Source organism: Changpingibacter yushuensis (genome assembly GCF_014041995.1).
In the GTDB taxonomy this organism is placed as follows: Bacteria; Actinomycetota; Actinomycetes; order Actinomycetales; family Actinomycetaceae; genus Changpingibacter; species Changpingibacter yushuensis.
Genome location: NZ_CP059492.1, coordinates 47,432 through 61,602 on the forward strand (window position 1 = coordinate 47,432; position 14,171 = coordinate 61,602).

Below are 14,171 nucleotides of genomic sequence, written 5' to 3' on the forward strand. Positions count from 1 at the left end.
ACAAGTGCTCCCCTCCTTACGCTTCAGTTTTCGCCTCAGCCTTGAGGATCCTCATCTGAACTCTGAGAAGTGGTCGGCGATGAGGTTGTTGATGCGGGTGACGTTGGGCTCTCCGACGGCGTGCTCGCGGCTTGCGCCACTACCAAGCCCACCCTTGAACCAGCGGCCACAACCGTGTTCTCGCCGATGGTCTGGGCGATCACAGTGCCTGCTGATACGGTACTGGAATCCTCGTATTGGATCGTATCGTCCACCACTAGGCCCGCTTCGGTGAGGGCGGTACGGGCTGCATCGAGGCTCATGTTCGTCACCCTAGGAACCACAACGTTGCCGGATGCGATCGTGATGTTAACGGAGGTCCCGGGCGCTACCGAGGTGCCTTCGGCTGGATCCTGCGAAACAATGCGATCCTTGGACTCGGAGGGGTCGTTGACAGTCTCGGACCTACCCACCACCAGTCCCGATGCCGCGAGGAGCTTAGTTGCCTGTTCCACTGTCACACCAGTGATGCTCGGAACTTCCACGCTATCAGGCCCGGATGAGAAATAGACGATGACTGTGTAGCCTTCGGCGACCTGCGTACCGGCTTCAGGGTTTGACGCCACGAAGAGGCCCTTGTCCACTGAGGTACTGGCCTGAGTGCCGCCGTTAGAGAATACTAAGCCCTCACTTTCGAGGCTTTGGCGAGCCTGCGACTCGTTGAGTCCGGTGAGGTCTGGTACCGAAACGTTGGCCTGAGTGGTAGCTGTAGGAGTTGGTTCAACGTTGTTCTGATCGGAGTTGACCGCCCAAATGATTCCTGCGGCCGCAAGGAGAAGGATGACCACACCGACGATGATCATGATCCTGTTGCGCTTCTTCGTCTTCTTTTCGTCATCCGCCGAAATGCCGGTGGCAGTGGTAGCTGGGCCGACGTTGGTAGCAACGCCTGGAACGGCTGTTGCCACCATTGTTGGCGGGAAGGCGGGAGCCACTGGCTTGATGTTCCACGAGGTTACCGACGGCGCAGCGACGCCTTCACCACGAGCGGCGGACAAGAGATCATTTCGGAAGTCAGCTGCTGACTGATAGCGTTCGTCGCGCTGTTTGGCCAAAGACTTCATGACCACGCGGTCGATAGCATCGGGGACGTCCGGCGCCACCAGAGAGGCCGGCCTCGGTGCTTCTGAGACATGTTGATAGGCCACTGCCACAGCGGAGTCTCCTGTGAACGGAGGCTTTCCAGTGAGCAGTTCATAGAGCAGACACCCGGTGGAGTACAGGTCAGAACGGGTATCCACCACTTCACCGCGGGCCTGTTCAGGAGAAAGGTACTGAGCGGTGCCCACCACAGAGTTGGTCTGGGTCATGGTCGCTGCGGAATCGGCAATGGCGCGCGCGATCCCGAAGTCCATCACCTTGACCTTGCCTTCGGGCGTCAACATGACGTTTCCGGGCTTGATGTCGCGGTGAATGATGCCTTCGTGATGTGAGTACTCGAGCGCGTTCAGAACACCTACGGTGATCTGAACAGCTTCCCCGATCGGCACCGGATCGCCACCGGACAACAGTGCGGATACAGTGCGGCCCTTGACGTACTCCATGATGATGTAGGGCAGCGATACGGGGCGTCCGGCCGCAGAGGTCAGTTGCTCTTCACCTGTGTCATATACGGACACAATCGATGGGTGGTTGAGCGCCGCAGCGGACTGGGCTTCCCGCCGGAAGCGGGCCAAGAACATCGGGTCCTGAGCGAGGTCCGTCCGAAGAATCTTGATGGCCACGGTGCGTGAGAGCCGGGTGTCATAGCCCAAATGGACTTGGGCCATTCCGCCACGTCCGATCAGCTCACCAACCTCGTAGCGTCCACCGAGAACGCGGGGAATATCAGTCACGTTCGGTCACCTTTCCACTTCCATCATTTGTCAGCTGCATGGGTATCACTCATTCAGCAATGCTTCGATTACGGCCTTGGCAACTGGCGCTGCTGCGGTGCCACCATCACCCTCAGTTGAGTTCTCGAGGAGCACTACTATAGCGATTTGCGGATCGTCTGCTGGGGCAAAGGCTGCGAACCACGCATGTGCTAGCGTATCCGCATTGATCTCGGCTGTACCTGTTTTGCCGGCCACTTGGACTCCATCGATCGCTGCTCGGTACCCGGTTCCGTCCGTGACGTCAGCAATCATCATCTGAGTCATGTAATCGGCGGTCTGTTCACTCATGGGAGTTGAATAGACTTCGGGGTCCGTAGTTGAAATCGTCTCTAAGTCCGAAGTCAGCGTGCGATTAACTAAGTAGGGTTTCATGAGCACGCCGTCGTTTGCGATGGCTGCTGTGATCATGGCCATCTGCATGGGCGTCACGCGAATGTCTTGCTGGCCAAAGGAATCCATGGCCAGCGCGGCTTCGGACTCAGGCTCAGGAAAACGTGATGCTGTGACCGTCAGAGGCGTGGAGATCGTATCGCCAAACCCAAACTTCTCAGCTTGCGCAATCATGGCGTCGGCACCCACCCCGGTGCCGCCAATCGCGAATGCGGTGTTACACGACTGTATGAATGCTTGAAGCAACGTAGCTTGCCCTGATCCATCACCGCATTCGGCCCGGCCCGGATTGTAGATCGAATGGTCGGACTGAGGGAGCTGCCAGCTTGTTGGAGCGTCGATCAGCGTCTGCGGTGTGAGGTCTGAATTGTTCTCAAGCATCGCCACTGCAGTGAGCATCTTGAAGGTTGAGCCTGGGGCATACTGGTCACCCCCGATGGTGCGATCCACGAGCGGGGTCGTCTCATCATCATTCAGCGTATTCCACGCAGATTGTGCTGCGGAGACATCCCGCACCGCCAGCGAATTGGCGTCAAATGTGGGGAGTGAGACCTGCGCAAGAATAGCGCCCGTTTTGGGATTCAGCGCGACGACGGCGCCCTTCCGCCCGGCCATCGCTTTCACAGCAGCTTCTTGGAGAGTTGCGTCAATCGTCAGTTCCACACCGCCACCTGCTGGCGTTGTTCCTGTGAAGAGTTCTTGGACTCGTTGGGAGGCAAGTGAGGAATCGGATCCACCGAGCACGGAGTTCATGGAACGTTCGATGCCCGTCATCGAGTTGAATGCCGTAGAGAAGTATCCGGTTAGGTTCGAATAGATCCCGCTGGAGTCATAGACGCGCTGGAACTTGTATGCGTCGTCGGACTCAACGGAATAGGCTACCGAGTTTCCCGAAACGATGATCGGACCGCGATTGGTGCCAAACTCGCGGTAGAGCGTGCGTACGTTCCGGGAATCAGCGTTGAGGCTGGATGCTTGGAAGAACTGGATCGACGTCGCCGCGGCCATCAGACAAAGGAAGATGATCGTCGCGAGAGTCGCAAGTTGACGAATTGGACGATTCATTGAAACTTCACCACTTGGGTTTCTTGGGCGTCTTCTTGACGCGGTTCAACCGTGGGGTGCGCGATGTCTTTAGCGAGGAGCGAGTCCAGTACTTCGGGGGGTGGAAGAGGTTCGGTGGAGGCGGGCCTGCGGGCAGCATCGGACATGCGCATAAGCAGGCCAATAATGATCCAGTTCGTGAGCAGCGCTGAACCGCCATGTGCCAGGAACGGCATGGCAAGGCCAGTCAATGGAATCAGGCGCGTGACGCCACCAACCACTAAGAGGCATTGGAGCGCCATGGTAAACGAGAGGCCGGTGGCAAACAGCTTCCCAAAGCCATCGCGCAGAAGGGTCGCCGTGCGCAGGCCTCGCATGATGATAATGAGGTAGATGGAGAGCAATGCGAGAAGGCCGGTCAAGCCGAGTTCCTCACCGAATGATGCGATGATGAAGTCGGAGTTAGCGGCGAACGCCAAATCGGGGTAGCCCTTGCCTAACCCGGTTCCAAACAGCCCACCTGATGCCATGCCGAACATTCCCTGAACCAGCTGATATGAGCCGTATTTGGCGCTGTACACATCTTGGTCAAGGGCATGGAGCCACACGACGAAGCGAGCTTGAATGTGTGGAACCATGTGGACGATTGCGAAGATTCCAACCACTGTGAGCGCCGAGCCGATGATCAGCCACGAGACGCGTTCGGTTGCAACGTACAGCATCGCCACGAACAGCCCGAAGAAGAGAAGTGCTGTTCCGAAATCTTTCTCGACGGCAAGCGTTCCCATGCAGAACAGCCAAGCTAGCAGGATTGGGACGAAGTGCCGTGCCGTAGGAAGGCGAATTCCTAGTACCTTTTGGCCGGCTAGGCTCAAGTTGTCGCGTTCAGATACGAGGTATCCCGCAAAGAAGATCGCGAAGAAGATCTTGGCGAGTTCAGCTGGCTGGTAGGAGAAGCCTGCCACGTTAATCCAGATCCTAGCGCCGTACACCGAACGCCCAATTCCTGGAGCCATGGGAAGCAGAAGCAGCAGAGCTCCAAGAATCAGCGATATCCATGTGAAGCGACGCAACCAGCGGTGATCGCGAATGACCAGAACTGTGGCCACCATGAGTAGCACACCAACAATGGTCAGGCTCATCTGGCCGCCAGCAAGCTTCTTGTCCTCCGCAATGTCCACGCGGTAGATCATCGCGAGCCCAAGTCCGTTCAGCGCAAGTGCCGCGGGGAAGAACACGGGGTCAGCATAGGGTGCCACGTGCCGCACCACGAGGTGGGAGACAAGTGTGAGAGCTCCGGCTGCACCTGCGACAGTCACCAAGTTGCTTGGCATGCCTTCGTTGCCGACTCCGACGTAGACCAGCACGTAGGCGCCAAGTCCAATAGCCAAGGCAAGGATGAGGAACACGAGTTCGGGCCAGCGCCCTTTGCGTGCGGTCGGTTGCGAAACTACGCTCATGGCGTCTCCTCCCCACCCGTCGTAGGCGATCGCGAATTCGCATCTTGCGTCGGTGAGGCGGAGGCAGACGCTGAAGCACTGGCATCAGCGTCAGCTGTGGCATCCGCCGTTGGGTCCTGGCTGGGTGTGGCCATCTGGTCTCCGAAGTTCGCCACCAGTTGCTGGGCATCCTCAAGCGAGTCTCGGAGAATGGGAGTTTCGAGTCGAGACTGAGCTACTGGAAGCAGGTCCGCAACCCTCACAGCGCTCGTTTCTTCGAGCGATGAGAGCTCAATCCCCCCGATCGACTGCGGGATTCCGCGGTATATGGCCACGTATCCCTCGTTCGTCGAGACGTAATACTGGCCTTGCGTCCACCGATATCCGGCGAATAGCCCACCAGCCACCATAGCGATGACAGCCACGATCACGGCAATTCGTGCGAACAATCGGGGGTGAACCGGTTCGTCGTCGTCGGGAAGAAGGTCTGGATCAGTGGCGCGCGAGGGAATGAACAGTGAGAAGGCCCGGCCTGCCGCTGAGGTTCCGCGGCGGGTTCTGGAACCGGCGTCGCGCGCAGCAGAACCTACCACGATTGGCTGTTGCCCTCCGGTATTGAGTTTTCCTACTGATGAATCGGAATCGTCGACGACGTCGGCAAGCACAACCGTGACGTTATCTGGAGCGCCCGCCGCCAGAGCGAGTTCGATGAGGTGCTCGCCGCATTCGGTCAGGCTGTGGTAGGTCTTAAGTGTGCGTTCAATGGTGTCATGTGCGACCACGCCGAAGAGGCCGTCCGAACACAGCAGCCAGCGATCGCCCGGTACTGCCTCACGCACTGATTCATCGAGTTCCACCGGGCCGGGAGCATCTCCCAGCGCGCGCATGATGACATTTCGCTTGGGGTGGTGTTCGGCCTCTTCGGGTGTCAGTTGCCCGTGATCCACGAGAAACTGGACCAGTGTGTGGTCCTTTGTCACCTGATTGAGTGCGCCTTCACGCAGCAGATATGCACGTGAATCGCCCACGTGAACCATGGCAAGTTTGTTGTTTGAGCGCAGGATTGCGATGCAGGTTGTGCCAAGTCCGGCTATCTCAGGGTCTTCGTCGACTCTCTCAATAAGGTCTTGGTGAGCGGTGTTGACCGCGGTGCGAAGTGCGGGTAAAAGTTCGTCGGCTGTGTGCAGGTCTTGATCCACTTGGGCCAGGAATCCCACAGTGACGCTTGAGGCGATGTCGCCTGCCGCAGCGCCGCCCATCCCGTCAGCGAGCACAAGAAGATGCCCAGAGGCGTATCCGGCATCTTGATTACTCTTTCTGACCAGCCCGATGTCAGAAAACGCTGCGTATTGGAGCTGGACGCTCATTGACGCAGCTCCAAGGTGGTTTTGCCAACCACCACAGGCACACCGGGGCGAAGCTTCATGGGCGCAGAAATACGCTGGCCTCCAACAAAGGTGCCGTTGGTTGAGTCGAGATCCTCAACCCACCATTCACCGTTGGATTGGAAGATACGCGCGTGGCGCGAAGACGAGTACGAGTCGTTGAGTACGAGGGCGGAGTCCGGTGATCTTCCGACGACGACGGGCGCTTGCCCCAGTGGCAGTATGGTTCCGGCAAGTGGGCCGGCGGTCACGGCGAGCGTCAGTGCTGGCGGAGTTCTCCGTTCAACTGGCCGCGCCGGAGCGGACACTGCGCGGGCAGGTTTGTCTTTCCTAGTGTTGCGCAGCGCGGAGCGGTCACGGACGAGTGTGCCGTAGACATCGCGGCGCAGGGTGAGGGCAAGTCCTATCACGAAGATCCACAGCAACAAGAGGAACCCGAACCGAAGGAGGGTGAGGACGAGTGCGCTCATGCAGCCTCCGAAGCGTTCCAGAACATGATGTGAGTGCGGCCGATCGTGATCGTGTTTCCGTCAAGCAGAGTTGCGGCGGTGATCCGGTGGCCCTCCACGAAGGTTCCGTTCGTGGACCCCAGGTCGGTGGCAATGACACCGGAAGGCGTGACACGTAGTTCGAAGTGATGGCGCGATACCCCGGTGTCTTCAACAGGGATATCACAGTCTGAACCACGACCAACCACAGTGACGGCACCTGTCAGGAGGTACTTCGAACTGCCGATCTCTAGCATCGGATAATGCCCTGAGGTGGCAGAAGACGTCACAGGCGCAACCGCACCCCGAACCGTAGTGGCTGCTACCTGAATCGAACCTGATTTTGCTGCTGGATTCTCAGTGAACTGCACACGTACCGGGCCGAGGAAAGCGAAGTCTTGTTCAGTGGCGTAATCGGTGATGACATTGACCATTTCGTCAGCGAAAGCGGCGCGGCCCCACTGTTCCACGTTCTCTAGGTCGGACGGCGCAAGTGTCACCAGGAAATCGTTGGGACTGACGGTGCGTTCCCGCGATACTGTGGCCGCGTGTTCGTCTAGGGCCTTCTTCAGGGCTGACGCGATCTCAACGGGCTTGAGTTCTGACTTGAAGGCGCGGGAAAAGGCGTTTGCCACTGCGTTTTCGACGCCCTTTTCAAACTTATCGAATGCCCCCATGACACCTTCTTTCGCTACGGAGTTGCTCGTAGGCATGCTAGAACTGACGCCTGTTACGCGTCCACAACATCACCTTACGGGGTGAGCTACAAGTTGGCATCATCATGCGTGAGTTTTGCGTTGTAGGTGAAGTCTCCCCTTTGAGTAATGGGGTCGGCTGGTTCGGGGGCGGAGCTGGCTGCACCGTGACCATTGCCGCCCAGTCCCGTGAGTGGCCAGAATCGCAGTGTTGAATGGGATCGACCCAGTTATGGGCCATTGGTCCCGACGTGGCGGAAATATCTGGAATTATCACAGGTAAGTTTGGATTGTGGACGGTTCTTGGCTGGTATTTTGATTCGCTCGAGGGTTAGCCTCTCCTTACCGCAAAAGAAACGGCATCTTCCCATATGGAATAAGGGTCGTGAGATTTCCGGGGTCCCTCCTTGTTGTCTAAAGTAAGGGTCGTCGATTGTGACATAGTTGAATCTTCCAGTGAGGAAGACGAAATCGAGTTCGCAAGCTTCACACATGCGTGGCCAAGACCCAGAATTGGCCAAGAATCATCAGAAAAGAATGGAATAGGCCCAGAATGCAAAGAATTGCATATGCAGCAATGGCGAAGGTCTTCGCCGTTGTCCTAGTGATCGTCGGTGCTGCAGCTATCTTCGGTGGTAGCTTCGCGCACAGCTTCATCACGGACCAGCTTTCCCAAGAAGAGATTTCCATGCCCACCGAGGATGGAATCTCTTCCCTCAGTGAGGAGTCTCAGAAGGTTCTGACTCCGTTCATCGGTCAGGAACTCACCACCGGCATCCAGGCCAAGGCGTTCGCTGACAACTACATCTACGAGCACATGCAGAACATCGCTGATGGACGGACCTACGAAGCCGTCTCGGGTGAATACACCAAGATGGCCAACGATCCAGATGCGGATCAGGATGAACTCGCAACCCTCGCCGCCCAGCGTCAGCAGCTCTTCATGGGCTCTACCCTGCGTGGCACACTCCTGAACGCATACGGTTGGTGGCTCGTCGGCTCAATCGCGTTCTACGTTGGTGTAGGCGCGATCGTCGCGGGCGTTGTGCTCGGTGGACTTGGCTGGGGAGTCCTTCGCCCCAAGAAGGATGCGACTGAAGCAGCAGCTACCGCACCAGCAACTGAATGAAGCATGTCTGAGACGATGACTCGCCAGACCAACTCAGGCTAGGCAGGGCATCGGATTGGGAAGTAGCTGAAAAGCTATCCGGGGCTGGTGTGGCACACCACGGTGTGCCACACCAGCCCCGAGTTTTCCCTGTAACGCGATAGAGAGGTGTCACACACCTCTCACATTTTGAAAATGGCAGCAAGTGTCTATAAGCTTCTAGATGCTGCAATTGCCGGTAGGCCATTCACATGGAACCATCGGGATTTGTTGCCACTTTGCTCAAGTGGCGGAATTGGTAGACGCGCACGGTTCAGGTCCGTGTGCCTGAAAGGGCGTGGGGGTTCGAGTCCCCCCTTGAGCACCAATGTGATCTCCTAGGACATGGGTTACAAATGTCCTAGGAGATCTTCTGTTTCACGGGCCCCTTCATAGCGCGGCCTCAAGGGACGTTGAAGATCCCTCAGGTGGTGGGCGCTCGCGGGCTCGCTCAAGAGCTCTGTTACGGAGAGACTTTTCCGCCATTGACGTGGAGCGTGGCTCCCGTGATGTATGACGCTTCGTTACTCGCAAGGAACACGTATGCGCCGGCCAGCTCCGCCGGCTGGCCCGCGCGGCCGAGCCACGTGTCCTCTCCAAAGTGTGGGAGTGCCTCAGGTGGCTGGCCAGGAGGGGGTTGTAGCGGAGTCCAGATGGGCCCGGGAGCTACTGCATTCACCCGGATTCCCTTGGGGCCAACTTGCTGGGCCAATCCCTTAGTGAACGCATTGATGGCGGCCTTGGTAGTGGCGTAATCCAGAAGGTGCCCGGAGGGGGAGTATGCCTGAATAGAAGTTGTGTTGATGATTGTGGCACCGCGGTTCATATGCGCCAATGCGTGTTTGGACAAAGTGAACATGGCTTTGATGTTCACATCAAAGGTCTCATCGATTTGATCTTCGGTCAGATCGGCGAGGTGCTCCACAGAGACTTGCCTGCCAGCGTTGTTGACGAGGATATCGATTCCGCCCATGAGGCCAACGGCCTTATCCACAAGTGAGTGCCGATACTCTGGGTCTAACAGGTTCCCGGGCAAACGATATATGGTCCCCACCTCGCCAGCAGATCCCATCGCGCGGCCGGCGTTCTCGATTATTGAGGAGATCCGGTTGGCATCCGGTTCTTCACCCGGCAAGTAGGCCATGCACACAGTGGCGCCCTCGCGTGCAAAAGCGATAGTAATCGCTGCACCGATACCCGAATCGGCACCCGTGATGAGGGCTCGCTTGCCAGCTAGACGTCCGTGGCCGATGTACGTGCGTTCACCGTGGTCGGCCTTGGGAATGAGATCCCGATCGAGCCCGGGCTCATCTTGGGAACGCCCTTGAGGTGCGCTGTGCACTGCCACATTCTCATCACCAGAGGCCCGTTCAGGAAGACTCGTGGCTGGCCCTTCGGCCAGAGCCCCGCCTTCACTGGCCCACTCGTGACCCTCCTCAACGTTGTACGCAGGATCTGAGGGTGGAGCGTCGTCGACGACGTCGTGCGTGTGCGGCTTTGGTGATCTTTCCTTTTTCATCGTTCCCCTTTGTGTGAAGGTGTGAATCCGCGAGTATGGAGGTATGGGTTCCCAAGCACCTCTTCCTACTCATTGACTATGTCATAGCTCACAAAAGGCAACAAGAGTGCCGGGCGATCTGGTGACGAGCGGGCAGTCTTCGGTCCACCCCAGAGGATTTCACGAATTCTGAGGGCATTCTTGGCTTGGTGCCTGACCTGCAGCGGTGTTAGCCTCGAACCATGTTTCATGTCTGCTTTAGCTGATCCATCAGGGTTCATCACCCTACGCTGGATCTAAGAGAACATCCCACACGTCTGTCCGGTTGCTGGCGCTCCCTCTGCGCCTTCCGTACTGATCGATGTTTCGGAAAGCGGAACAATGCCATATCCAGAGTCCTCTGGTTCATCTACGCAAAAACATCAAGGATTGGAAAGCACTTCCATGCCGCAAAAAGGCAACGGTGTGCGCCTCGGTCCGACTCCGTCCACATGGCCTCGTTTCATGCGCGAGCCGGTGACAGAGCCAGAGCAGGTTCCCACCTCACCACGCAAAATCATCGGGCAGCTCTTTTCCAGCAACTGGAAACTGCTACTCGGTTCTATAACAATTTCATCCCTGCTGTTTGTTGCAATGGCACTGTTGCCGCTGACGATCGGCAACATGCTCGACTCCGGGATTGAGCACGGCCTAACCAGCGCAATCGTTCCGAACGCGCTGTATACCGTGGGTCTCATCGTGGTTGTCGCGCTCTGCAGCATCCAAGAACCCGTTGCCATCATCTTGTGGTTGCGGGGGACATGGCAGCCGATGCGGCGCCTGCTCCGAACAGTGTTCGGCCGCCGCACGGATGTTGGCAAGGAGATGCCATCAGGCGACATCGTCGCGGTGGTAACCACAGACGGCGACAAGCTGGGTCAGCTCATTGCATTCATTCCGGACGCAGTGGGTTCTGTTGTGGCGTTCGTAGTGGTGGCAGTACTCATGCTTAATGTGAATGTGCCGCTCGGGCTATTCGTGACGATCGGCATGCCCATCGTCCTGGCCATCATCACTCGCATCATTAAGCCGTTGAAGACGAAGATCACCGCGCAACGCGAAGAGCAAGGCAAACTCACAACGCTTGCCTCGGACGCCGTGGTCGGACTTCGTGTTCTGCGTGGAGTGGGTGGCGAGGATGTGTACAACGCAAAGTACCGCACTCAATCTGAGCAGGTGATGGAGGCTGGATTTAAGGTTGCATTTCAGCGTGCATTGCTCAATGCCGTTCAGACCGCAGGACCTGCGGTCTTCACGGCATGCGTAGTTGGGGCGGGCCTGTACCTCACCTACCAAGGCGAGATGACCACGGGCGAGTTGTTCTCCTTCTACGGATATACCGCCTTCCTGGCGATGCCGCTCAGCGCGATCTCCAACGCAATCCAGACCGGCACGCGAGGCTGGGTGGGCGCGAAGAAGATGTCGCGGCTCCTTTCCGCAACGCCGCTGGTCACCGATGCCGCCGTGGATCCAGAGGCGCCGGAAATCGATTGGCGCACCACCTCTTTGACTGACGCCACCTCCGGAGTCACGATTAGCGGCGGGAAAATCACTGCGCTCGTTTCGGATAATCCGGCAGCTTCTTCAGCCATCGCCACCCGTCTGACGAGGGTCGACGACGCCGATACCACCTACGCGGGTGACATCGACTTGCGTTCAGTTCCGGTCAGTGAAGTGCGTGAGAACATCGTGCTTTCCGGCGCGATCGCTGAGCTTTTCACCGGCACGCTGCGTTCGGGGCTCCTTGGCCCAGAGGCGGCAGAGATCGATCCTCGTGGAGTTGACGAACAGATCGCGGATATTCATGCCCCAGGAGGCGAGACGCGCGCACTGTTTGACGAGCCGGAGTCAGATCATCCGGAGGACACCAAGCTTCATGAGGCGCTCTCCACTGCAGACGCTCATGACGTGTTGACCTCAGTGGATGGTGGGCTCGGGGGGCAGGTTGCCGAACGTGGCCGGTCTCTCTCAGGTGGTCAGCGCCAACGAGTCGCCTTGGCACGCGCTCTGACCCACGATCCGGCGATCGCAGTTTTGGTGGAACCCACCAGCGCGGTTGATTCGCACACGGAAGCTCGAATTGCGCAGCGCCTAGCCAGCAATCGCGCAGGTGAGACCACTGTTTTGGTGACTTCTTCTCCTTTGGTGCTCGACCAGTGCGATGAAGTCATCCTCATTGAGGAGGGCCACGAGGTGGCGCGCGGGCAGCACCATGCCATGCTGAAGGATCCCCGCTACTACGCGGTCGTGCACCGAGAGGTGGGCCCATCTACTGATAAACCCGTGGACGTAAGTGCCGCCCAAGCCGGCATAAGCGGAAAGGAGGAACGATGAGATTACCTATCGCAAGTACGCGAACTATCCTGCACAAGCTCTCAGGCATTCTGCGCGAATACCGAGGAAAGTTTGTGTTGGTTGTGGCCCTACAGCTCTTTGTGGCGCTCGTCGCGGTTGTTAGCCCGTACCTCATCGGTGCCGCCATTGATGCCGTTTCACAAGGAACGAACTTCGGGTATATCCGGAACCTCGTCATCGTCCTGTTTGTTCTAGTCTTCGTTCAGGCCATCCTCTCCTTCTTTGGGGAACACGAAGCCATGAAGCTGGGCGAGCGGGTCTTCCTCGCTCTGCGTAACCGGGTGGTCTACGCAGTCACGCATCTGCCGCTCTCAGTTGTGGAGTCGGCGGGTACCGGCGACCTCCTTGGCCGCACCACACACGATGTGGACCGCGTGGCCGTGTTCGTCCAGCGTGGTATCTCCCGAGTGATCATCACAATCCTGACGATCGTGGTGACCATGGTGGCGGCGTTCGTGGCTGACCCGAGGGTCGGCGTCGTCGTCGTACTACCGATTATTCCGATGTACTTCATCATCAGGTGGTATGTGCGCCGTACGGTCCCGGCCTATCTCGCGGTATCTGCGCTGTGGGCGGGTTCTTCAGGCGTGGTCTCAGAGGCGATCGAACAAGGCGGCACGGTAGATTCGCTCGATTTGGGGCGCAATCGGATTTCGCGCATGGACACGCTGATCCGGGAACTGTGGCGCAATGAGCGCTACACAGCTTGGATGCGGTTCCTGTTTATGATGCTCATGGTTCTAGCCGTGTATTCGCCTATGCTCATCACAGTGCTTTGGGGTGCGTTCCTCATGGGTCAAGGGCTCACGACGTTGGGTGCTGTAACCACTGTGGCGCTTTACGCCCAGCAGTTGCGTAGCCCATTGAACGAGTTGGGGTGGTGGGTTGACGAACTCCAGTTTGCTTCGGCGTCCTTCTCACGTATTTTCGGAGTGGAGGAGCTCAGCGATGAGTTGTCTGACGACGACGTCGCCGAAGAGCATCCTCGTGACGAAGAGTTGACGATCAAGGACGTGCGCTTCGCCTATCGCACAGGCGAAGAGGTGCTTCACGGCGTGAGCCTAGATGTACTTCCTGGCGAGACCTTGGCGATTGTGGGACCTTCGGGTGCTGGTAAGTCCACGCTCGGCCGCCTCATTGCCGGGATCAATCCACCAGAAGGTGGGCAGATCCAGGTGGGAGGTGCCGAAGTAACGCGTATTCCAGAGAAGGAACGCCACGCATCGGTCTCACTTGTGACTCAGGAACATCACGTGTTCGTGGGAACACTGGCTGACAACCTGCGGCTGGCGAAACCAGAAGCTACTGACGCCGAAATGTGTGAGGCCATGCGGTCGGTGGAGGCGGCTGAATGGCTTGAGTCTCTGGATAATGGTTTGGAGACGAAGGTTGGCTCTGGTGGCGAGAAGCTGACGCCTGCTCAGGCACAGCAGATTGCGCTGGCACGCATCGTATTGCTCGATCCGCGCATCTTGGTGCTTGACGAAGCCACGTCACTTCTCGATCCGAATGCGGCCCGATCGCTCGAACGAGCGCTGGCTAATGTGTTGGCTGGGCGCACTGTCATATCGATTGCGCATCGGCTCTACACTGCGCATGATGCCGATCGAGTGGCCGTCATGATTGATGGTGACCTAGCTGAGATCGGTAGCCACGATGAACTCATTGCGGCAAATGGGGAGTACGCCCATTTGTGGAATGTGTGGCAGCAGGACTGACGGTAGCAAGGAAAGAAGGGTTGGGAGGCCTCTGCGGAAGCCTCCCAACCCTTCTAT

At 57.9% G+C, this 14,171-nt stretch carries 10 protein-coding genes and 1 tRNA gene; 4 read left to right on the forward strand and 7 right to left on the reverse strand.

From position 1 onward, the window contains the following. Positions 1–35: 35 nt before the first annotated feature. The 6 genes from pknB to H2O17_RS00230 are packed head-to-tail and all read right to left on the reverse strand — an operon-like array spanning position 36 to position 7,339. The gene (gene pknB / locus H2O17_RS00205; RefSeq protein WP_182049813.1) at positions 36–1,874 is read right to left on the reverse strand and encodes a Stk1 family PASTA domain-containing Ser/Thr kinase; all 1,839 of its coding nucleotides are present in this window, start codon (positions 1,872–1,874) and stop codon (positions 36–38) included. 45 nt (positions 1,875–1,919) lie between these two features. Next, entirely contained in the window at positions 1,920–3,371 is a 1,452-nt protein-coding gene (locus H2O17_RS00210; RefSeq protein WP_182049814.1) for a peptidoglycan D,D-transpeptidase FtsI family protein, read from the reverse strand. Beyond that, on the reverse strand, positions 3,368–4,810 hold the full coding sequence (locus H2O17_RS00215; RefSeq protein WP_182049815.1) for an FtsW/RodA/SpoVE family cell cycle protein: 1,443 nt from the start codon (positions 4,808–4,810) through the stop codon (positions 3,368–3,370). Before H2O17_RS00215 ends, H2O17_RS00210 begins: the two co-directional genes overlap by 4 nt. Beyond that, positions 4,807–6,156 carry a PP2C family protein-serine/threonine phosphatase gene (locus tag H2O17_RS00220; protein WP_182049816.1) on the reverse strand — a complete coding sequence of 450 codons (1,350 nt, stop codon included), beginning with the start codon at positions 6,154–6,156 and terminating at the stop codon, positions 4,807–4,809. Before H2O17_RS00220 ends, H2O17_RS00215 begins: the two co-directional genes overlap by 4 nt. Further along, positions 6,153–6,644 (reverse strand): FHA domain-containing protein FhaB/FipA, encoded by a 492-nt coding sequence (locus H2O17_RS00225; RefSeq protein WP_182049817.1) that lies wholly within the window; start codon positions 6,642–6,644, stop codon positions 6,153–6,155. The genes H2O17_RS00220 and H2O17_RS00225 overlap by 4 nt, the downstream gene beginning before the upstream one ends. Beyond that, positions 6,641–7,339, reverse strand: a complete 699-nt coding sequence (locus tag H2O17_RS00230; RefSeq protein WP_182049818.1) for an FHA domain-containing protein — start codon at positions 7,337–7,339, stop codon at positions 6,641–6,643. The genes H2O17_RS00225 and H2O17_RS00230 overlap by 4 nt, the downstream gene beginning before the upstream one ends. Before the next feature lie 571 nt (positions 7,340–7,910). Between H2O17_RS00230 and H2O17_RS00235 the strand changes: the two genes are divergently transcribed. After that, on the forward strand, positions 7,911–8,486 hold the full coding sequence (locus tag H2O17_RS00235) for a hypothetical protein (RefSeq protein WP_182049819.1): 576 nt from the start codon (positions 7,911–7,913) through the stop codon (positions 8,484–8,486). A 259-nt stretch (positions 8,487–8,745) separates the two neighbouring features. Further along, positions 8,746–8,832, forward strand: a tRNA-Leu gene (locus H2O17_RS00240). A 135-nt stretch (positions 8,833–8,967) separates the two neighbouring features. Here the strand turns inward: H2O17_RS00240 and H2O17_RS00245 are convergent. Then, entirely contained in the window at positions 8,968–10,023 is a 1,056-nt protein-coding gene (locus H2O17_RS00245; protein WP_182049820.1) for an SDR family oxidoreductase, read from the reverse strand. A gap of 483 nt (positions 10,024–10,506) precedes the next feature. Here H2O17_RS00245 and H2O17_RS00250 point away from each other — a divergent pair, with 483 nt between their 5' ends. Together H2O17_RS00250 and H2O17_RS00255 are read left to right on the forward strand one after the other, a co-directional pair. Further along, positions 10,507–12,375, forward strand: a complete 1,869-nt coding sequence (locus tag H2O17_RS00250; RefSeq protein ID WP_182049821.1) for an ABC transporter transmembrane domain-containing protein — start codon at positions 10,507–10,509, stop codon at positions 12,373–12,375. Then, on the forward strand, positions 12,372–14,114 hold the full coding sequence (locus H2O17_RS00255) for an ABC transporter ATP-binding protein (RefSeq protein WP_182049822.1): 1,743 nt from the start codon (positions 12,372–12,374) through the stop codon (positions 14,112–14,114). Before H2O17_RS00250 ends, H2O17_RS00255 begins: the two co-directional genes overlap by 4 nt. The last annotated feature ends 57 nt before the right edge of the window (positions 14,115–14,171 follow it).

What these genes read in the sequence shown, in the direction of transcription:
- H2O17_RS00255 (WP_182049822.1), top strand. Translation starts at nt 12,372, where the DNA reads ATGAGATTACCTATCGCAAGTACGCGAACTATCCTGCACAAGCTCTCA.
- H2O17_RS00210 (WP_182049814.1), bottom strand. Translation starts at nt 3,371, where the DNA reads ATGAATCGTCCAATTCGTCAACTTGCGACTCTCGCGACGATCATCTTC.
- H2O17_RS00245 (WP_182049820.1), bottom strand. Translation starts at nt 10,023, where the DNA reads ATGAAAAAGGAAAGATCACCAAAGCCGCACACGCACGACGTCGTCGAC.
- H2O17_RS00225 (WP_182049817.1), bottom strand. Translation starts at nt 6,644, where the DNA reads ATGAGCGCACTCGTCCTCACCCTCCTTCGGTTCGGGTTCCTCTTGTTG.
- H2O17_RS00230 (WP_182049818.1), bottom strand. Translation starts at nt 7,339, where the DNA reads ATGGGGGCATTCGATAAGTTTGAAAAGGGCGTCGAAAACGCAGTGGCA.
- H2O17_RS00250 (WP_182049821.1), top strand. Translation starts at nt 10,507, where the DNA reads ATGCGCGAGCCGGTGACAGAGCCAGAGCAGGTTCCCACCTCACCACGC.
- H2O17_RS00235 (WP_182049819.1), top strand. Translation starts at nt 7,911, where the DNA reads ATGCAAAGAATTGCATATGCAGCAATGGCGAAGGTCTTCGCCGTTGTC.
- H2O17_RS00215 (WP_182049815.1), bottom strand. Translation starts at nt 4,810, where the DNA reads ATGAGCGTAGTTTCGCAACCGACCGCACGCAAAGGGCGCTGGCCCGAA.
- H2O17_RS00220 (WP_182049816.1), bottom strand. Translation starts at nt 6,156, where the DNA reads ATGAGCGTCCAGCTCCAATACGCAGCGTTTTCTGACATCGGGCTGGTC.